The 18,793-nt window shown below is 43.8% G+C and carries 21 protein-coding genes, 5 tRNA genes and 1 other RNA gene; 11 read left to right on the forward strand and 16 right to left on the reverse strand.

What is annotated here, in order from left to right; genetic code table 11:
• Window positions 1-45 precede the first annotated feature (45 nt).
• The 7 genes from C7457_RS06500 (at window position 46) to C7457_RS06535 (ending at window position 7,571) form a co-directional block, all read left to right on the forward strand.
• Window positions 46-1,266, forward strand: a complete 1,221-nt coding sequence (locus tag C7457_RS06500; RefSeq protein WP_121171257.1) for an aminotransferase class I/II-fold pyridoxal phosphate-dependent enzyme — start codon at window positions 46-48, stop codon at window positions 1,264-1,266.
• A 10-nt stretch (window positions 1,267-1,276) separates the two neighbouring features.
• Window positions 1,277-2,560, forward strand: coding sequence for a homoserine dehydrogenase (locus C7457_RS06505; protein WP_121171259.1), 1,284 nt, complete (start codon window positions 1,277-1,279; stop codon window positions 2,558-2,560).
• A gap of 15 nt (window positions 2,561-2,575) precedes the next feature.
• Entirely contained in the window at window positions 2,576-3,271 is a 696-nt protein-coding gene (pyrF, locus tag C7457_RS06510; protein WP_121171261.1) for an orotidine-5'-phosphate decarboxylase, read from the forward strand.
• 149 nt (window positions 3,272-3,420) lie between these two features.
• Window positions 3,421-3,645, forward strand: a complete 225-nt coding sequence (locus C7457_RS06515) for a FeoA family protein (RefSeq protein ID WP_170137377.1) — start codon at window positions 3,421-3,423, stop codon at window positions 3,643-3,645.
• Window positions 3,642-3,866 (forward strand): FeoA family protein, encoded by a 225-nt coding sequence (locus tag C7457_RS06520; protein WP_121171265.1) that lies wholly within the window; start codon window positions 3,642-3,644, stop codon window positions 3,864-3,866. The genes C7457_RS06515 and C7457_RS06520 overlap by 4 nt, the downstream gene beginning before the upstream one ends.
• A gap of 1 nt (window position 3,867) precedes the next feature.
• Window positions 3,868-5,979: a ferrous iron transport protein B gene (gene feoB / locus C7457_RS06525; protein WP_121171267.1), complete on the forward strand. Its 2,112-nt coding sequence runs from the start codon at window positions 3,868-3,870 to the stop codon at window positions 5,977-5,979.
• A 302-nt stretch (window positions 5,980-6,281) separates the two neighbouring features.
• Entirely contained in the window at window positions 6,282-7,571 is a 1,290-nt protein-coding gene (locus tag C7457_RS06535; RefSeq protein WP_121171271.1) for a carbohydrate porin, read from the forward strand.
• A 22-nt stretch (window positions 7,572-7,593) separates the two neighbouring features.
• On the opposite strand, the gene C7457_RS06540 is transcribed toward C7457_RS06535, so the two are convergent.
• Genes C7457_RS06540 through guaA form a run of 4 tightly spaced genes read right to left on the reverse strand, consistent with a single transcriptional unit; the run spans window position 7,594 to window position 10,973 of the window.
• Window positions 7,594-8,010 (reverse strand): NIL domain-containing protein, encoded by a 417-nt coding sequence (locus tag C7457_RS06540; RefSeq protein WP_121171273.1) that lies wholly within the window; start codon window positions 8,008-8,010, stop codon window positions 7,594-7,596.
• Window positions 8,011-8,046: 36 nt separating this feature from the next.
• The gene (locus tag C7457_RS06545) at window positions 8,047-8,499 is read right to left on the reverse strand and encodes a hypothetical protein (protein ID WP_170137378.1); all 453 of its coding nucleotides are present in this window, start codon (window positions 8,497-8,499) and stop codon (window positions 8,047-8,049) included.
• A 2-nt stretch (window positions 8,500-8,501) separates the two neighbouring features.
• Entirely contained in the window at window positions 8,502-9,413 is a 912-nt protein-coding gene (nadA, locus tag C7457_RS06550; RefSeq protein WP_121171277.1) for a quinolinate synthase NadA, read from the reverse strand.
• Window positions 9,414-9,416: 3 nt separating this feature from the next.
• Window positions 9,417-10,973, reverse strand: a complete 1,557-nt coding sequence (guaA, locus tag C7457_RS06555; RefSeq protein WP_121171279.1) for a glutamine-hydrolyzing GMP synthase — start codon at window positions 10,971-10,973, stop codon at window positions 9,417-9,419.
• A gap of 62 nt (window positions 10,974-11,035) precedes the next feature.
• Between guaA and C7457_RS06560 the strand changes: the two genes are divergently transcribed.
• Entirely contained in the window at window positions 11,036-11,323 is a 288-nt protein-coding gene (locus C7457_RS06560; RefSeq protein WP_121171281.1) for a hypothetical protein, read from the forward strand.
• 129 nt (window positions 11,324-11,452) lie between these two features.
• Here C7457_RS06560 and C7457_RS06565 read toward each other — a convergent pair.
• The 5 genes from C7457_RS06565 to rplM form a co-directional block, all read right to left on the reverse strand.
• Window positions 11,453-11,531, reverse strand: a tRNA-Asp gene (locus C7457_RS06565).
• Window positions 11,532-11,535: 4 nt separating this feature from the next.
• Window positions 11,536-11,611, reverse strand: a tRNA-Val gene (locus C7457_RS06570).
• A 54-nt stretch (window positions 11,612-11,665) separates the two neighbouring features.
• Entirely contained in the window at window positions 11,666-12,715 is a 1,050-nt protein-coding gene (gene argC / locus C7457_RS06575; RefSeq protein WP_211321824.1) for an N-acetyl-gamma-glutamyl-phosphate reductase, read from the reverse strand.
• The gene (gene rpsI, locus C7457_RS06580; RefSeq protein WP_121171285.1) at window positions 12,687-13,097 is read right to left on the reverse strand and encodes a 30S ribosomal protein S9; all 411 of its coding nucleotides are present in this window, start codon (window positions 13,095-13,097) and stop codon (window positions 12,687-12,689) included. Before rpsI ends, argC begins: the two co-directional genes overlap by 29 nt.
• Before the next feature lie 12 nt (window positions 13,098-13,109).
• Window positions 13,110-13,538: a 50S ribosomal protein L13 gene (gene rplM, locus C7457_RS06585; RefSeq protein ID WP_121171287.1), complete on the reverse strand. Its 429-nt coding sequence runs from the start codon at window positions 13,536-13,538 to the stop codon at window positions 13,110-13,112.
• Window positions 13,539-13,660: 122 nt separating this feature from the next.
• Here rplM and C7457_RS06590 point away from each other — a divergent pair.
• Together C7457_RS06590 and C7457_RS06595 are read left to right on the forward strand one after the other, a co-directional pair.
• Window positions 13,661-13,755: transfer RNA gene (locus tag C7457_RS06590), tRNA-Ser, on the forward strand.
• Window positions 13,756-13,830: 75 nt separating this feature from the next.
• Window positions 13,831-13,906: transfer RNA gene (locus tag C7457_RS06595), tRNA-Asn, on the forward strand.
• A gap of 310 nt (window positions 13,907-14,216) precedes the next feature.
• Here the strand turns inward: C7457_RS06595 and C7457_RS06600 are convergent.
• The 7 genes from C7457_RS06600 to C7457_RS06630 form a co-directional block, all read right to left on the reverse strand.
• Window positions 14,217-15,008 carry a DNA adenine methylase gene (locus C7457_RS06600; protein WP_170137379.1) on the reverse strand — a complete coding sequence of 264 codons (792 nt, stop codon included), beginning with the start codon at window positions 15,006-15,008 and terminating at the stop codon, window positions 14,217-14,219.
• Window positions 15,009-15,108: 100 nt separating this feature from the next.
• The gene (locus C7457_RS06605) at window positions 15,109-15,579 is read right to left on the reverse strand and encodes a hypothetical protein (RefSeq protein WP_121171291.1); all 471 of its coding nucleotides are present in this window, start codon (window positions 15,577-15,579) and stop codon (window positions 15,109-15,111) included.
• Window positions 15,567-15,803: a putative peptidoglycan-binding domain-containing protein gene (locus C7457_RS09030; protein WP_121171391.1), complete on the reverse strand. Its 237-nt coding sequence runs from the start codon at window positions 15,801-15,803 to the stop codon at window positions 15,567-15,569. The genes C7457_RS06605 and C7457_RS09030 overlap by 13 nt, the downstream gene beginning before the upstream one ends.
• A 297-nt stretch (window positions 15,804-16,100) precedes the next feature.
• Window positions 16,101-16,454, reverse strand: a transfer-messenger RNA (tmRNA) gene (ssrA, locus tag C7457_RS06615).
• A gap of 46 nt (window positions 16,455-16,500) precedes the next feature.
• Window positions 16,501-17,373: an MTAP family purine nucleoside phosphorylase gene (locus C7457_RS06620; RefSeq protein WP_121171293.1), complete on the reverse strand. Its 873-nt coding sequence runs from the start codon at window positions 17,371-17,373 to the stop codon at window positions 16,501-16,503.
• Window positions 17,366-17,857 (reverse strand): preQ(1) synthase, encoded by a 492-nt coding sequence (gene queF / locus C7457_RS06625; protein ID WP_121171295.1) that lies wholly within the window; start codon window positions 17,855-17,857, stop codon window positions 17,366-17,368. The genes C7457_RS06620 and queF overlap by 8 nt, the downstream gene beginning before the upstream one ends.
• A 145-nt stretch (window positions 17,858-18,002) precedes the next feature.
• A tRNA-Glu gene (locus C7457_RS06630) sits at window positions 18,003-18,080 on the reverse strand.
• 118 nt (window positions 18,081-18,198) lie between these two features.
• On the opposite strand from C7457_RS06630, the gene C7457_RS06635 reads away from it, so the two are divergent.
• Complete coding sequence (locus tag C7457_RS06635; RefSeq protein ID WP_121171297.1) at window positions 18,199-18,783, forward strand: hypothetical protein; 585 nt, start codon at window positions 18,199-18,201, stop codon at window positions 18,781-18,783.
• The last annotated feature ends 10 nt before the right edge of the window (window positions 18,784-18,793 follow it).

An 18,793-nucleotide genomic window follows, 5' to 3' on the forward strand; every position in this document is an offset into this window, starting at 1 on the left:
AGGTGTATAATAACTTTTCACTCAAAGAGTAACCTGGAGAAGGAGATGTCAAAGTTCCAGTTTGCAAGAATAGATAGGCTTCCTCCTTACGTCTTTGCAGTGGTCAACGACCTTAAAATGAAGTTGAGGCGTGCAGGAGAGGACATAGTTGACTTAGGTATGGGAAACCCAGACCTTCCGACCCCAAAGCACATAGTTGATAAACTCTGTGAAGCTGCCCAGAACCCAAAAAACCACAGGTATTCTCAAACAAAAGGTCTCTACAAGCTTAGGGAGGCTCTAGCCCTCTGGTATCAGAGGAAGTACGGAGTTGAGCTTGACCCAGAAAGCGAAGTTATAACCACAATCGGCTCAAAGGAGGGGCTTGCACACCTTGCCCTCACCCTCATCAACCCGGGGGACGTAGCCCTAGTTCCCACACCGGCCTACCCGATTCACCCCTACTCAATAATCATTGCCGGTGGAGACGTAAGGAGTATTCCACTCTTAACCGATGAAGGAACTTTTGACTCTGAAGTCTTCCTTGAATCACTGATTAAGGCCTACAAGGAGAGCTGGCCAAGGCCAAAGGTACTAATACTCAACTTCCCACACAACCCCACAACTGCAACCGTTGAACTTCCCTTCTTTGAGAAAATCGTTGACTTTGCAAAAGAGAACAACCTGATAGTAATTCAGGATATAGCATACGCTGAAATATCCTTTGACGGATACGTTCCTCCGAGTATCCTTCAGGTTAAGGGAGCTAAAGAGATAGCCGTTGAGTTCTACTCCCTATCAAAAACCTACTCAATGGCCGGCTGGAGGGTAGGGTTTGCCGCCGGAAATAAGGAGATAATCCACGCCCTCTACAGGATGAAGAGCTACCTTGACTACGGCATGTTCCAACCTATCCAGATTGCCGCAATCATTGCACTTAAGAGCGACCAGTCCTGCGTTGAAGAGTACAGGAAGATTTACGAAAGGAGGAGGGATGTCCTGGTTGAGGGCCTAAACAGGATAGGCTGGAAGGTTGAAAAGCCAAAGGCGACTATGTTTGTTTGGGCAAAAATCCCAGAGAAGTTCCAGTCAATGGGCTCTCTGGAGTTTGCAAAGATGCTCCTACTTGACGGAAAAGTAGCAGTTTCACCGGGAATAGGTTTTGGGGAGTACGGAGATAAATACGTAAGGTTTGCCCTCGTTGAAAACGAACTTAGGATAAAACAGGCAGTTAGGGGAATAAAGAGAGCATTTGAAAAGTATGGATTAAGGAATATTAACGTTTGAGGGAGGAAGGGTGAGCTTTAAAGTTGGAATTGTCGGCTGCGGAACTGTAGGCAGCGGCGTAGTAAAGCTATTACTTGAAAACGGCCCATTCATTGAAAAGAGGATAGGTAGGAAAGTTGAAATAGCATTCGTTTCAGACCTTAATCCGGAAAAAGTTATCTCTTTAGGAGTTCCAAAGGAAAAAGTATATACGGACGCCTTTAAAGCGATTAAAGAAGTTGAGTGCGACACTGTAGTTGAGCTTATAGGAGGAACGACAACCGCTAAGAGGATTATTGAGGAAGCTTTAAGTAATAAAAGGCACGTAGTAACTGCAAATAAAGCCCTCCTTGCAGATTACGGAAACGAACTGTTTAAGATGGCAAAGGAAAAGGGAGTTTCCCTTAAGTTTGAAGCAAGCGTCGGAGGGGGAATTCCAGTAATAAAGGCCCTAAGGGAAGGCCTCGTCGGGAACAGGATAGAGAGAATCTACGGGATAATAAACGGTACTGCAAACTTTATCCTTACCCAGATGACCCAGAAAGGTCTCTCCTTTGAGGAAGCGCTTAAGCTAGCTCAAGAGAACGGGTACGCTGAAGCAGACCCGACACTTGACGTTGAAGGCTTTGACGCAGCCCACAAAATAGCAATCCTCTCAAGCCTTGCATTCTGCCGCTGGGTTAAAACAGAAAACGTATTCGTAGACGGAATTAGCAAACTTACTCCCCTTGACATTGAAATAGCAAAAGAAGAGTTCGGATACTCTGTTAAGCTCCTTGCAGTAGCAAAGGAAGTTGACGGCTCCTTAGAGGTGAGAGTTCACCCGACAATGATACCTGAAGAACACATCCTCTCAAGCGTTAACGGAGTCTTCAATGCCTGCTTAATAGAGGGGGACTTTGTCGGAGAAACCCTCTACTACGGAAAGGGAGCAGGCCAGAAACCAACTGCAAGCGCCGTTGTAAGCGACATAGTTGATTTAGCAGTGGGTAATAGCTTCTCCATTCCTGAGTGTCTCTTTAGAGATGGTTCTTTACCGATCAAGGAGCCGGACCAGTTTGTCTCAAGTTTTTATTTAAGGTTTACCGCAGTTGATAGACCCGGGGTTTTAGCCAAGATTGCCCTAATACTCGGTAAATACCAGATAAGCATAAAGATGGCCCTTCAAAGGAGTATTGACTTTAACGGTGGAGTTCCGGTAGTAATGACAACCCACCCGGCAAAGAAGAGGGACATTGACCTTGCAGTTAAAGAGATAGACCAGCTTGACGTAATTTTAAAGCCAACTTTTGTCTGCATGATAGAGGAGCTCTAATAGAAGGAGAGGAAAATGCTCATAGTAGCCCTTGATTTTGATAGTAAAGAGAAAGCACTTAAACTCGTTAAGGAGCTGGGAGATTCTGTCAAATACTACAAAGTTGGGCTGGAGCTCTTTTCAAGGGCTGGAATTGACGTTGTAAGAGAAATTTCCTCAACGGGTAAAAAGGTTTTCCTTGACCTAAAGTACCACGACATTCCAAACACTGTAAAGTCGGCTGCAAGGGTCGCAGTTGAGGCTGGAGTATTTATGTACAACCTCCACGCCCTCGGGGGCTTTGAGCTTATGAGGGAAGTGGCCGAGTTTAACAGAGAGTATGCAGAAAAACTCGGAGTAGAAAAGCCCCTTCTAATTGCCGTAACGGTTCTAACCAGCATGAAGGAGGAGGATTTAAGGGAAGTTGGGATAGAAAAACCCCTGAACGAGGAAGTTTTAAGACTTGCGGAGCTTGCTAAAAGAGCAGGCCTTGATGGAGTAGTATGTTCGGCTAAAGAGGTAAGGTTAATAAAAAACAACTTAGGGGAGGACTTTATAACCGTAACTCCAGGAATTCGCCCTCTGTGGGCGGCGAAGGATGACCAGAAGAGGGTAGTAACTCCGAAAATGGCCAAAGAGCTCGGAACAGACTTTATAGTAGTTGGAAGGCCAATAACGAGAGCAGAGAATCCTAAAGAAGCCGCAGAAAGGATTTTAGAGGAGCTCCAGTAAAAATAAAAACTCTCTTCTTAATTACCTTCCAAAGCGCCTTTTCTTCCTACATGCTATTGTCTTTTTTTAAAACCTTGACAGAGTAAAGAGATACTATTAATATTCAACTTACCAAGAAAAGTTAGTTTATCCTAACAAAGGAGGAAAGATTGGTTCCGCTCCCCTTCTGCAAAGACGGTAAAGAAGTAAGGGTAAAGGAAATCAAAGGAGGGAGGAGAGCTCTTGAAAGGTTAAGCTCCCTTGGAATTTACCCCGGAGCGAAGTTGAAAGTTTTAAACACTAAAGGAGGACCGGTCTTAGTAAGGGTAGGAGAGTCAAGGATAGGTCTTGGATTTGGAATAGCAAGTAAAGTTTTTGTGGAGGAGGAAAGATGAAGCTATCCCAGTTAAAAGTAGGCCAAAGGGCAAAAGTAGTTAGGGTTAAATCAAGTCAAGAACTCTCAAGAAGGTTAAGAGCTATGGGGCTGATTAAGGAAGAGGTAATAACCGTCGAAAAGGTAGCTCCCCTTGGAGATCCCATAGAGATAAGAGTAAAGGGCACAAAGCTCTCATTAAGGAAGAAAGAAGCAGAAAACGTAGAGGTGGAGGTAATTTAAGATGGATAAGTTAAAGGTTGCCTTCGTAGGAAACCCGAACGTCGGAAAAACAGCACTTATAAACGCAATTGCGGGAACGAAGTTAAAGGTCGGAAACTGGCCGGGGGTTACAGTTGAAAAGAAGGAGGCAACAGTTAAGGTAGATGGAAAGGAGCTCTACCTCGTTGACCTTCCCGGAGTTTACAGCTTAAGCCCTTTTACGATAGAGGAGAGGATAACAAGAGAGTTCCTCCTTAAAGAAAGGCCTGACGTAATAGTTAACGTGGTTGACTCCACAAACCTTGAAAGGAATTTATACTTAACAACCCAGATTTTAGAGCTTGGAATTCCTACAGTTATCGCCTTAAACGTCTGGGATGAGTTTAGATCACTTGGTTATAGCCTAAACTTGGATAAGTTTGAGGAACTCCTTGGAGTTAAAGCAGTACCAACTGTTGCTACAAAAGGAGAGGGAACAAAGGAGCTCCTTAGGCTAATTACCCAAGGTGAAGTTTCACTTCCAAGACCACCGATTTACAGTGAAGACCTTGAAAAGTTCGTTAAGAAAGTTGAACCATTTGTTCCAAAAGGCATGCCGAAGAGGTGGGCCAGCCTTAAACTCCTTGAGGGAGACGAGCTTATTTTCAAGGAGTTAAGTTCTGAATCTGCAAAAGCAGTGGAAAGAGTTTTACAGGAACTTGAGGAGTTCTTTGGAGAGAGTGGAGACTCTGTGGTAGCAGAGGAAAGGTACGGCTTTATAAGGGGAGTTTTAAAACAGACTCTGAAGGAACCAGTTGAAAAGAAGAGGACCTTAACAGATATCTTGGACGCTATTTTTTTAAACCGATTATTAGGAATTCCTATCTTTCTTTTTATTATGTATCTCGTCTTCAAGCTGACCTTTGACGGCAGCGGACCTTTAATTGACTGGACCGACGGATTTGTAAACGATTTTATTGCAAAGTGGGTTTCTGCCGCTATTTCAGGGTTTCCAGATTGGCTTCAGTCACTAATTATTGACGGGATAATTGGAGGAGTTGGAACAGTACTAACGTTTGTTCCACTATTACTCTTCCTCTACTTCTTCCTCGCCCTCTTAGAGGAAAGTGGATACATGGCAAGAGCAGCCTTTGTAATGGACAGGCTAATGAGAGTAATAGGGCTTCCCGGTAAATCTTTCGTTCCCATGATAATCGGTTTTGGGTGCAACGTTCCTGCAGTTTATGCAACGAGGACACTTGAAAACGAAAGGGACAGAAAGCTAACAGCTCTCCTTATTCCATTTATGTCCTGCGGGGCAAGACTTCCAATATACGCCCTATTTACGGCAGTTTTCTTTAAGAAGTATCAGGCAGAAGTCGTCTTCTCAATGTACATAATCGGAATTGTTGTTGCTACCATAGTTGGTATTTTCCTTAAGAAGTTCTTCTTTAAGGGTAGCGCTGAAACCTTCGTTATGGAGCTCCCCCCTTACAGAATCCCAACTTTAAAGATGCTCTGGACATCAATATCTGTAAGGCTTGGAGCCTTCTTAAAGAAGGCAGGAACGGTAATTGCAGCGGCAATGGTTCTACTCTGGACTCTAATAAACGTTCCATACGGGGCTCCTCCAAAGGATACGGTTTTGGGCAAAACGGCCTCAGCAATTGCTCCCCTTTTCTACTCGACAGGAATTAAAAGCTGGGAGCCTGTTGCAGCCCTTATTCCCGGAACCATAGCAAAAGAAGTTGTAGTAGGCGCCCTTGGACAGCTCTATGGGGTAGGAGAGGAGGGAGAGGTAGAAGAGGAAAAAATATCCTTCACTCAAGACCTAAAGGAACAAGTAGTAGGCCTTGTCCAGGCTATAAAAGACTCTTTTGTTGCAATGTTCGGCAGCTTTAAAACCGGAGTCTTTGAAATTGAAAGTGAAGAAGGACCGGTTACAAAGGCCATATCCAAGGCCTTCACTCCCCTATCGGCCTTTTCCTACATGGTTCTGTGCCTCCTGTGGATACCCTGCATAGTTACCTTAGGAGCAATTTACCAAGAGTTTGGCTTAAAGCTAACGGTTACCTCAATAATTCTTACTACTCTGATCCCTTACTCAGTTTCAACAATCCTGTATACACTTGGCAGATTAATAGGAGTTCAGTAATCAGGTTATTACACATTTAGTAAAATTAGCGCGGTTTATTCATACTTAGTAAATAACTAGTATTATTAGGAGCTGATTATGGAAACGATCTTCATACTACTCATCGGGATAACTTCGGGATTACTAATACTTAAGCAAATTAAGTCTAACAAAACTTGCAACGGTAACTGTCTGCACTGTAAAAGCGGGCACCTCCCCACTTCCCCTTCATGCTCTTCTCCTGAGGAAACCGACAGGTTTCCTCTCCCTTTTAAGAGGAAAATCCATCTTGAGTATAAAAACACACTAAGGAGGTAAGCAGAATGAAGAAACTACTAACCTTAACAACCCTCTCACTGATTACTTTCTCAGCTCCGGCTTTTCCCTCAGACCAGAAACTCTTAGAGGAGCTGGAAACTCTAAAGCAGAGGGTAGAGCTCCTTGAGAAGAAGTTAAAGGAAAAGTCCGAAAATGAGGAAAAGATCGCAAATGAAGTAGAAGAGCTAAAGGAGAAGCTCGGAAGTCTTGAGATCCACGGAGGAGCTGTAGTCTACTATCAGGGAGCAGACGTTGATGAAATAGATAATCAGAACTTCTCAAATCCATCCGGAAGTGGCTATGTTGCAGACCTTGAACTCTCATTTAAACCTCACGAGAACGGAGAGTTCTACATGAGGCTCCACGCCGGAGAGGGAACGGGAGCAGACAAAGACTTAGCAGAAAATCTCTTTGCAAATCTCAACACAATTGCAGACGATAACCCGGAGGATAACACCTTTAACTTACTTGAAGCTTACTACACCCACGAGCTCTTCAACGGAAAGCTCTCTTTAACAGTCGGTAAAACAGAACCCCTTGCCTTTATTGACGATAACGAGTTTGCAAACGATGAGGCTGCTCAGTTTGTAGGAAAACCCTTCGTAAACAACCCTATAGTTGACGGTGAAGATGAGTACGCACCACTAATTGCCTTAACCTTCTCTCCAGCTGAAAACTTTGAGATTTCAGCCCTTATTCAGAGCAATCAATCAACTAAGATCAAATGGGATGGAAGAGAATGGGTAACGAAGGAAAAGAGCGTTTACGATGACGTATTTGATAATCCATTCTACGCAGTTCAACTGAAATACTCAGCCGAATTTAACGGACTTCCTGGAAACTACAGGCTATACTTCTGGGACGACTCTGCAGATCACATAAAGATTGGCCAACCTACAGATAATCAAGCAAAGAAACCCTCAACAGATGACGGCTGGGGAGTTGGAATTTCAGTTGACCAGATGGTTACAGAGAACTTAGGGGTGTTTGCAAGGGCTTCATGGGCAAACGATGACGTTTACGAAGTTGAACAGTTCTACTCGGCAGGAATCAGTATTACAGGGCTTATAAAATCAAGGCCGAACGATACTTTAGGCCTTGGATTAGCTGCAGTTGTTCCAAACGATAAGTTAGAGAACGACGATATTGAATACCACTTTGAAGGCTACTACAGGCTCCAGATTTCAGAAAACTTTGCAGTTACTCCGGATTTTCAGTTTGTAACAAACCCTCACGGAAACTCTGATAATGACAACATCTTTGCCGGAATGGTAAGGGCCGAATTCTCATTCTAAACTTTTGGGGCCTCCGGCCCCTTTAAAACTCAGCTGAGTAGATAATCCTGAGCGGGCAGGCAGGAATACAGTGGCCACACCCTACACACTTATCCTTGTCAAATTCAACTCTGAAGGTCTTTTTATCAAGGTAAAAGGCATTTGTGGGGCATGGGGCTATACAGGCTCCACAGTGAACGCACTTTTCATCTTCCCTGAAGATGTCAAGCTCCAAAGGCTTAATTTTTATCTTTAAACTCCTTAGGAACTTAACGGCCTCACCGATTTTCTTCCTGTCTCCACGAAGCTCTATAACCGCCGAACCTTCCATTTTAGGGAGTATTTCTGCTCTAAGGATATTAACAATTAAGTCGTAATCTTTAACGAGCTTATAGATAACTGGTTTATCCCATGTTTCCTTTGGAAAGTGGAGAACGAGCCTTGTAGAGGTCTCCTTCAATTTCCAACTCCTTTTAAATAGGAATGTTCCTTAAAACTAAGCCTTTACAACCTGAACGGGAACTTTTTTCCTCACAAATACCCTTACAAACTGTTGGAACTTCCCGGCCAACCCAGGAACTCTCGAGATTAAAGCAAAGAGCAGGTCCTCATCTCCCTTAACTCTAAAGTAAAAACTGTAGGTATAGAGAAGCCAGGTCTTTTTATAGCCTGCAACGGCTGCTTCAATCCTTTTCCACTCCAATCTTCTAACGATATTCCCCCTAAAGTCCTTTACAATTACCTCCTTCGGAGTAACTATCAGCTCAAAGGCCTTAAGGATCGGTCTTGACTGCCAAAGGACTATACCGGCAAAGATGAGAGATAGTAGAACTAGGGAAACTCTCCAGAAACCGCCGGTGAAGACGAGAGCTCCAACAAACAAAAGAAGGTCAAAAGCTAACGGAACAAAAACGAACATTAAGTCTTGCTTAACTCTAAACTCTTTCATCCTCAGCTCCTTTCAAGCATCCTCTCTATCGCCCTCCTTGCCCCTTCAGCTACCTCCTCCGGAACGGAAACCTCAAACTGTTCCCTTTCAAGAGCTCTCAGAACTCTCTCAGGAGTAATCATCTTCATCTGATCACAGATAAAATCGGGATAGGCAGGGATAAACTCAACGTCAGGTCTAAGTTTCTTAAGCTGGTGAATCGTTCCCATTTCAGTTCCAACTATAACTTTCTTTGCATCAGTACCTTTAACGAACTTTACAATTTGAGACGTACTGCCAACAAAGTCTGCAATATCCCTAACCTCTTTCCTACACTCAGGGTGAACTACGAAAACGGCATCAGGGTTTTCCTCCTTAACCCTCCTCGCCTGCTCAGGGTTAAGTTTCTGGTGAACCGGGCAGTAACCTTCCCAGAGTTTTACCTCTTTACCCTTTATCTTCTCAGCTACGAAAGAGCCAAGGTTTCTGTCGGGAACGAAGAGGATCTTATCACCCTCTAAACTCTCAACGATTTTAACGGCATTTGCAGAGGTACAGCATACATCTGAAAGGGCCTTAACGCCTGCTGAGCTGTTAACGTAAGTAACAACCGTATAATCAGGGTTATTCTCCCTAAATTCTTTCAGCTCTTCGGCTATTGCCATATCTGCCATTAAACAGCCGGCCTTATAGTAGGGAATTAGAACTTTCCTATCAGGGTTTAAAACCTTTGCAGTTTCAGCCATAAAGTAAACACCGCAGAAGAGGATAATCTCTCCATCAACCTCTTTAGCCTTCCTTGCAAGTTCCAGGGAATCACCAACGAAATCGGCAACGTCCTGAATAAGACCATCAACGTAGTAGTGGGCAAGGATTACTGCCTTCTTCTCCTTTTTTAGCTCACTTACCCTATCAATAAAAACTTCTCTTTCCATTCTCTACTCCCACTCAATAGTACCTGGAGGCTTAGAAGTAATATCGTAGACAACCCTATTAACTCCCTCAACTTCATTAATAATCCTGTTAGAGATCCTCTCAAGAAGGTCGTAAGGGAGTTTAACCCAGTCGGCAGTCATTCCATCAACGCTCTCAACAGCCCTTACGGCAATCACGTAATCGTAAGTCCTAACGTCTCCCATAACTCCAACTGTCTGAATTGGAAGGAAAACAGCAAAAGACTGCCAGATCTTATCGTAAAGGCCTGCCTTCTTAATCTCCTCTAGGACTATTGCATCAGCCTCCCTTAAGATTTTCAGGTACTCAGGCTTAACTTCTCCGATAATCCTTATTGCTAGGCCGGGGCCGGGGAATGGCTGGCGCTTAATGATTTCCTCCGGAAGCCCGAGCTCCCTTCCAAGCTCCCTCACTTCGTCTTTAAAGAGCTCCCTCAGAGGCTCAATCAGCTTAAAGTTTAACCTCTCTGGAAGACCTCCAACGTTGTGGTGGGACTTTATAGTGGCTGAAGGACCTTTAACTGAAACGCTCTCAATTACGTCTGGGTAGAGGGTCCCTTGGGCTAGGAACTCGGCGTTGGGTATCTCTTTAGCAGCTTTTTCAAAGACCTCTATAAAGGTGTGGCCGATTATCTTCCTCTTCTGCTCAGGGTCTGTAACTCCCTTTAACCTCTCAAGGAAGAGCTCAGATGCATCAACAACCTTAAAGTTCTTCATGTGGAACTTCTCTTTAAAAGTCCTCTCTACGCTCTCCCTCTCTCCTTTCCTTAAAAGCCCCGTATCAACGAAAATCGGATAAAGCTGGTCGCCTATTGCCCTGTGAAGGAGAGCTGCAACAACTGAAGAATCAACTCCTCCAGATAGGGCACAGATTACGTTCTTATCTCCAACAGTTTCTCTAATCTTTTTAATTTCATAATCAATAAAGTTCTCCATAGTCCAAGTTGGCTCACATCCACATATCTCAATTGCAAAGTTCTCAAGAATTTTGTCTCCATACTGGGTGTGCTTTACCTCAGGGTGAAACTGAACCCCGTAGATTTTTCTCTCCCTGTTCCTTATTGCAGCATAAGGGGCGTTCTCTGTTTTAGCTATCGGTTCAAAACCTTCAGGAATCCTCAAGACCCTATCTCCGTGGCTCATCCAAACTGTAAATTTATCTGGAAGGCCTTTAAAGAGGTCTGAATGGTCAAGAACTTGGAGCTCCGCCCTTCCATACTCGTGCCTTTCAGCCCTTACAACCTCTCCACCAAAGAGGTAAGTAATTAACTGCATACCGTAGCAAATTCCTAAGACGGGAACTCCAAGCTCAAAGAGCTCCTTACTTACCTTTGGAGAATCGGGAGCGTAAACGCTTGCAGGTCCTCCAGAAAGGATAATTCCTCTAGGCTTAAACTCCTTAATCTTTTCAATAGGAGTATTGTAGGGGTGAATCTCACAGTAAACGTGCTTCTCCCTCAATCTCCTTGCTATAAGCTGAGTGTACTGTGAACCAAAGTCTAAAATTAGAATCTTACTTTCGTGAATGTCCTTAACAGTCATAACCTCTCCAGAATCTATGGTTTGGTAAATTGTATTATAAGAAGTTAAACAGAGAAGAACATATGGAATTTTTGCTGCTTCTGTTAACTTTGCTAACAGTAATTCTCATTTGCAAAGCAGTAAAGCTGGAATCATTTATAATATGCTGGTTTGCTGGATTTTCATACATAACCTGTGAGGAAAACTTCAAAGAACCAATATTAGTGGCACTTACGGTTATTCCAGTAGCCTCAGTAACTATTCCAGTTGCAAAGAAAATCAAATACTACGAAGTTCTTTTTGCGGTAGGGATTCAACTTCTAACTGTAGCTGTAGTAAGCTTGGAAATAAAAGCCTTAAAGTTTCTTTAAAACAAAATAGAGAAAAATCATTGAAGTTATAAAACCTATCAGAAATACTACTATTAACTCAAGGAGCTTTGTATCCAAAAAGGTCTCCTAAGAAGGGGATTGTAGGACTTTTTAATTTTGATTTTAAAGTGGCGGGGACGACGGGACTCGAACCCGCGACCTCCGGCGTGACAGGCCGGCGTTCTAACCAGAACTGAACTACGTCCCCGCAGTGGTGGGCGGAACAGGGATCGAACCTGTGACCTCCAGCTTGTAAGGCTGGCGCTCTCCCAGCTGAGCTATCCGCCCAACCTGACGCTGGAAAATATAGGCCATCAATCGGGAAGTGTCAATAGTTTTTTATTAAATCCACTGACTAAAAAGTTTAAGACCCGTATTTTCAGGGAAGTTAAACAGTATATTCATATTCTGAACTGCTTGAGAGGAAGCACCTTTCCCGATGTTATCTATAACAGAAACAACAACTGCTAAATCTGCAGACTCATCGTAGGCAACGTAAATATCGCAGAAGTTCGTCCCGGCAACGTCTGAAGTTTTAGGAGGAGTAGTCCTTAGCCTTACAAAGTACTCCCCTTCATAAACTTTCCTGTATATTTCCCTTAGCTCATTAAGTCCTACCTTAGATTTAAAGTAAACGGTAGAGAGGATTCCTCTGTTCATAGGAACTAGATGGGGAGTAAACCTAAATGAAGAAAGACTAAGCTTCTCGGCTACCTCTGGACCGTGTCTATGGCCATTAAGTGCATATGCTTTAAAGGTCTCATTCACCTCACAGAACGTAAAATCAACGGTTGCCTTTCTACCTGCTCCTGAAACTCCAGACTTACTATCAGCAATAACTGGAAAACCTGTATCTAAGACTCTCTCTCTAACCGCCGGATAGAGGGCAAGAATTATGCTCGTAGGGTAACACCCAGGATTAGCAACTAACCTCTTTCCCCTAATCTCTTCCCTGAAGAGTTCAGGAAGCCCATAAACTGCCTCTGTGAAGAGCCCCTTTGCCTCGTGCTTAACCCCGTAAACTTCCTCATAAGTTTCAGGATTTTTAAACCTAAAATCGGCACTAAAGTCTATAACCTTAAGGCTTGGGTTTAGGTGGAAGAGCTCCTTTACAACGGGAAACGAAGCCCTATGGGGAAGACAGCAGAACACTACGTCACACTCAGATGAGATTTTTTCAGGGTTGTAAGACTCAAAGGAAAGTTCCTCGTAGGGACTCTTTAAAAAGTGGGGGAAAACCTCTGTAACCAGCCTTCCTTCATACTGGCGGGAAGTAACCGAAACAACTTGCACATAAGGGTGAAACAAAAGGAGGCGGAGAAGTTCCGCCCCCGTATACCCTGAACCACCGATAATTCCAACTTTAACGCTTGGACCACTGGTACCTTGCACGTGCTCCCCTTTGACCGTACTTCTTCCTTTCTTTAATCCTAGCATCCCTAGTAAGGAATCCAGCCTTCTTAAGGGTAGGCCTTAACTCAGGGTTAAAGGCAAGAAGAGCCTTAGCAATACCGTACTTAACGGCATCAGCCTGAGCTGACTTCCCACCGCCCTTAACTGTACAGAGAACGTCAAACCTTCCGTTTGTTCCAGTAACATCAAAAGGCTGCTGCATAATCTTCAAGAGGGCAAGTCTTCCAAAGTACTCTTCAGCAGGAACCTCTTTTTTCTTAGAAAGCCTAACGATGATCTTTCCCTCACCGTTTGGAATAAGCCAAACCCTTGCAACAGCAGTTTTCCTCTTTCCCGTTCCGTAATATCTAACCTCGGCCATTACACTCCTCCATTAAAGCTCAATAGGTTTAGGGTTCTGGGCTTTGTGGGGATGTTCAGGACCAGCATAAACCTTGAGCCTCCTCATTCTTCTATCTCTAAGTTTGTTCTTTGGAAGCATACCTCTAACTGCTAGCCTTATAACCTCTTCAGGCTTTTCCTGGAGCATCTTCCTTAAAGGAGTCTCCTTAAGACCTCCAGGGTAAAGAGTGTGCTTGTAGTAGATCTTCTTATCCAGCTTTTTACCGGTTACAAAGATCTTTTCAGCGTTAACAACTACGACAAAGTCTCCTCCATCAACGTGAGGAGTGTAAGTAGGCTTGTGCTTACCCATTAAGATTTTTGCAATTTCAGATGCAAGCCTACCGAGAGTTTTACCTGTGGCATCTACCAGGTACCAATCCCTCTGGACGTCCTCCTTCCTCTGCATAAAGGTCTTCATTTTAACTTCCTCCGTTAGTGGCGTTTTGGTGAAAACGCCGAAAATGTAGCGGGCAGCGGAAATTTACTAAAGGAAAACTATCTTGTCAACCACGAATAAATTCCTTATATTTCTCTGTGCAAGGAGGGGTGCCCGAGCCTGGCTGAAGGGGCACGATTGGAAATCGTGTGTACCCCCACAAGGGGTACCGCGGGTTCGAATCCCGCCCCCTCCGCCATAAAAAGTGAATAAGGAAAGTTAAAAACCCCTTGACAAGATAGAAGGGGTTGCCTATATTACTCCATAGCAAAGCTCCCCGGTAGCTCAGCTGGTAGAGCGGGTGGCTGTTAACCACCAGGTCGCTGGTTCGAGCCCGGCCCGGGGAGCCATTTTCATTTTTGTTATCATTATTATATTTGCAAGAAAAAATGAAACAACGTATCATAATATATCATGGCATATTATTTTCCAGCAAAATCAAATCCATCAATTAATATTAGCACATTACAAAAGATACCTGTTCCATTTCCCCTGTGTCCTGTGATGAAACGTGATATTTTAATCTAAGCAGGTTATATATCCTGCAACCACTCTCGAGAAAGGCTTTGACTTAGTCAATCTTTGAAGGATAGGTAAAGTTAGATTATAACTATAAACGACTTTTCTTGTCACAACAAAAAAGGGGACAGCGGAGGTTCTTCAAAAGTTTTTTATGAGGAGTTCCGTCCCTTGTGGGCGGCTCCTCGCCTTTGAAAATTCAGTAATTCCATAACTTGACTTGGAAACTTCTTTTGTGTGCCAATTGAAGTCTTTATACAACTCTTCTACAAGGTCGCAAGGATAGTAAGAAAGAACAAACTTTCCCTTGATGTCTTTCAGGATTTCTGCAAGGTCTCTGTGGTCCCTCTCTGTAAAGCCTGTCCGGTAGTAATGTTCTTTTTGGACGTATGGTGAGTCAAGGTAGAAGAGAGTATTAGGAGTGTCGTATTTCTCTATGACCTTTCGGAAATCCAAACACTCTATTTGAACGGTAGAAAGTCTGTATCTGATTTGATTTAGCCTTCTTAAGAACGGTAACCATCTTGTACTACTGCTTTTTCTCATGTTTGCAGAGATGTAGTATCCCCAGCTGTTTTGGGTTCCGGAGAAAGATTGCACTACCACAATGGCGTAACAGACTGCCTTGTCTATGTTGTCTTTGAAATACCCTTCCTTAATCTGTTGAGTTGCCATCTGGAAAAGGCGTCCTGAGTGGAGGGTTCTGTATGCTCTTCTTCTAAACTCTTGGAAATGGTCTCTTAAAACAACGAAAAGATTGACAAGGAGTTCATCATTGTCGTTGTAAATCTCTACAAGGGAAGGTTCTTTCTTGAATAGAACCCAGCCTGCTCCTCCGAAAGCCTCCACATAAGTCATCCTTCGGTAATCTGGCGGGAAGTGAGAGATTATCCATTTCGCAAGCCTATTTTTGCCGCCAATCCATGGGAGCATAATACAACCTCCTTCTGGGTTTTGCTGGTGAAAAAAAGGCATAGGGGAAAAGGGAGCTAAGGCGGGAGGAGAGCGACAGGAAGACAAGGGGGAGGTCTCCTTAGGGCTTAGTGTTTAACTTTTTGAGTATTTCCGTCTTCTCTTTTGAGCCAGCAGAAGACCCGAAATAGAAAGCGAAAACTTGTGTGGTTATGGTAGAGAGAACCCCAAGGATGTAAATCACGATGTCTTTCTGACTTCCTGTGAATTCTCCCTTCGCAAAGTAGAAAAAGAGTATGAAAGTTAAAATCACTGTGGTAAAAGCCAACACCGATGAAAATATTTTGTTTATGAACGGTACTTTATCTGATGTTGAAACTTTTGCATAAGTCTCTCTTGCACTCTGAGTGTCTTGTAGATAGGCTTTCTCTCTTTCAAGGTTTAGCTGTTCCTGTTTTAACCGTAGTTCTTCCTTTTTGATTAGCTGTTCAAATTTTTCTTCATCCGTCGTAACAAAATCATCTACGAGGTCTTTTACGCCATCTATTATTGATTTTCTAAGTTCCCCGCTTAAAAGGCTTAAGAAGCCCATGACATAGCCTCTAGTGCTCTGTTGATCCACCCTCTTAGGTAAAGGGCGTATCTCTTCAGGCTTTTATTTGCTAATGCCGTGTAGAAAGCTATCCTTGCAAGGGTGAAATCCTTGATGAATTCTTCCGGGTTTACGCTGTTAAGGGCGGAGAGAGTTCTGGGTCCAAGTATACCGTCTACCGGTAGTCCCAGAATTTTCTGTGCAAGCTTTACCGTCTGGCAGATGCCAAGGTTAACGGAGGATTAGTGCAAAATTTATCCTTAAAACTTTATGTACAGAAAAATTAAAATTACAATAGAGCCGGAACTTTTATGAAGTGATAGTATAGATTAAAAGGACTTTCTTACAGCCTTTTAGTAATAGGTTACTACTTCTACCACTCAAAATTAAATCTAGTAAACTTTGTAGAAGAGATATCTGAGTTTGGAAAAAAGTAGAAGTAATCAATCAAATTAGGGAATTGCCTTTTAAAATTGAAATAAGTAAATCTGGAAAGTACCTGAAAATACAGAAATTTTAATTGGTGGAGGTGGCGGGATTCGAACCCGCGTCCGGAGATGCGACCCAGGTAGCTTCTACAGGCTTAGCCCGTGTTTCAAGTTCTCGCTTCAGGGTTAGCCCACGGGCAGGCGCCCTGAAGCCAGCCCTCTAAGGTGTCGTAGCCCCTCCGAGGGCGAGAGGGAACTACCAAGCCCGCCTCTCTGTCGCCCTTACTGGAGCCGACGGGCGGAGCTCCAGAGGGCGTCGCTGCGTCTAATTAGGCAGCGAGAGCGAGTGTTTCGTCGGCAACTATTTTGGGTGCCTTTTTTACGAGGTTGGCTCCTCGGCCTGCCACTACCTGAGCCCTTGCATCCCCGTCGAAACCGTTCACCCCCATATTCAACTTTCTGTGGTATAAATATAGTTTCAATTTGTTATAGTTCAACCCCTAAAAATCCATTCCTTCCAATCACTTCCGATTTTCCCTTTCCTCCTGTACCTCTCCATCAACCTCCCACAGGGACACTGGCGGGAAAGGGAATTCAAGCGCTTTAAAACCTCTTTCACTATTAACGGAAAGGAACTAACTGCCCTATCAACCCTCTCCTTCTGCTCCTCAGGAAGCATTCCCTCAAAGAGAATCCCCTCTTTAAAGGAGTAATCCTTAACCCCCTCGGCGTAGTTCGTTACGTAGCAGAGAGCGCCATAACAGATCTCAAGCTCCTTTGCGAGGAAGACCTCAGGAATCAAAGTCATTCCAACCAGATCAGCTCCTAACTCTTTAAAGGCTTTTATCTCAGCCGGAGTTTCAAGCCTCGGCCCCTCCGTACACACGTAAGTAGCTCCAAAGTGATACGTTAGGGAGAGCTCTCCCAAAACATCCCTCAAAGCCCTTGAAATCTCAGGACAGAAAACGGGACTTTGCCTAACAAACCCAAGCCCTCCGTTCTCAAAGAACGTTCCCTTCCTCCCCTTTGTAAAATCAAGGAGGTCTGTAGGAACAACAAAATCTCCAGGCTTAAACTCCTCCCTCAAAGAACCAGGACCGGTCCAGGCCAGAATTCTCTCAACTCCCAGCTCCTTAGCCGCATAAACGTTAGCCCTGTAATTAACAAAGGGGGCCGTTGTATCGTAGTCCTCCTCTCCGTGGCGGGAAAGGAAGAAGAAGTCAAAACCATCTGGATGGGTAATTAGGTAAACAGGATTAGAGAGGCCAAAAGGAGTTTCCAATCTCTTAACTTCTTTAACTTCTCCAAATTCCCCCTTAGAGAGGGTATAAGCACCGCTACCTCCTATAACCATAAACTTAGCCACGGTTCCTCCTTATGTCCGGAGGAGTTATCTTGTGGAGCTTAAACCTCTCTTTAGCAAGCTCTTCTACCCAGTCAACTCCCCCTCTAAACCTCTGAACGAAAGGGTCTATTGAGATTCCTCCCCTAGGGTTGAACTCCCCGTAAACCTCAATGTAGTAAGGTTCCAGTAGGTTATATAAATCATCGGCTATCCTGTTAACCGTATCCTCATGGAACCCTTTAGCATTCCTGAAAGAGAAGAGGTAAAGCTTTAAAGACTTACTCTCAACGAGCCACTTATCAGGAATGTACTGTATGTAGATAGTTGCAAAGTCTGGCTGGCCGGTTATAGGACAGAGGGTTGTAAATTCAGGACAGTTGAAGGAAACCCAGTAAATCCTATCTGGGAAACGGTTTTCAAACTTTTCAAGGAGCTGAGGAGAGTAGTCAAAGACGTAATCAACCTTTCTTCCCAGTTTAGTTATTCCGGAAGGTTTCTTTTCCATTAGTTTTCCCCTAAACAATTTTAAGTTGGAATTTTAATAGAAAGAGGGGCCAGCTAGTGCTGGCCCTTTCTCCATTAAGGGGAGGGAGGGGGAAAAGGGGGGATTATAAAGACAAACTTCAATTTCCTTTAGACTTAAAAATAAATGGCGTCCCCAGGGGGATTCGAACCCCCGTCGCCGGCGTGAAAGGCCGGTGTCCTAGGCCGGGCTAGACGATGGGGACGCTTAACTTGCTTGCCGGATAATATAGAACTCTCAGGGAAGTTGTCAAGTCCTCAGAGAAAAATTTTTACCTTTAAAGCCACTATAATTGAGGGACAAAATTTAGCGGGGATAGAGAGATGAGAGTTTTAATAACCGGTCCTTTAAAGGGAAATTTAGAGCGTTTAAGAGGGCTAATAGAGGTCTCTCAGCCAGACCTAACGGTAGTAATAGGTCCACTTGAAATTAAAGAACCTCTAAAGCTTGAGAGAACTTGGTTCTTTGTTAGGGGTATAAGTGATGAGCTCCAACCCCTTTCAAAGAGCGATGGAATAGACCTCCTTTCAAGGATCTTTAGGACCAAGGAAGGTATAACGTTCAGCGGCCTAAGCGGGGTATATCACCCTTCTACTGAGAAGTTCACCAGGGAAGAGTGGATAAAAGCAAAAGGGAAAATAGAGAGGAAGAAAAGGAACTACCTATTTAAGGAGGACTACGAAGCCTTAATAGTTCCCTTCAAAAATACTTCAATTGAAAGGCTTGATTTCCTAGTCCTTTCGGATTCTCCAGAGAAACTACCAATAAAAAGGATAGTCGAGGAAACAAAGCCAAAGTTCGTCTTCTTCCCAAGCACAACTTACCTTAAGGAAACATCAGGGGAAATCACTTTTGTAGGGCTTGAGGAGATTTCATCTCCGAAGGGAAAGTACATTCTGTACCTCTGATAAAATTAAT

This window comes from Thermovibrio guaymasensis (assembly GCF_003633715.1).
GTDB lineage: Bacteria > Aquificota > Aquificia > Desulfurobacteriales > Desulfurobacteriaceae > Thermovibrio > Thermovibrio guaymasensis.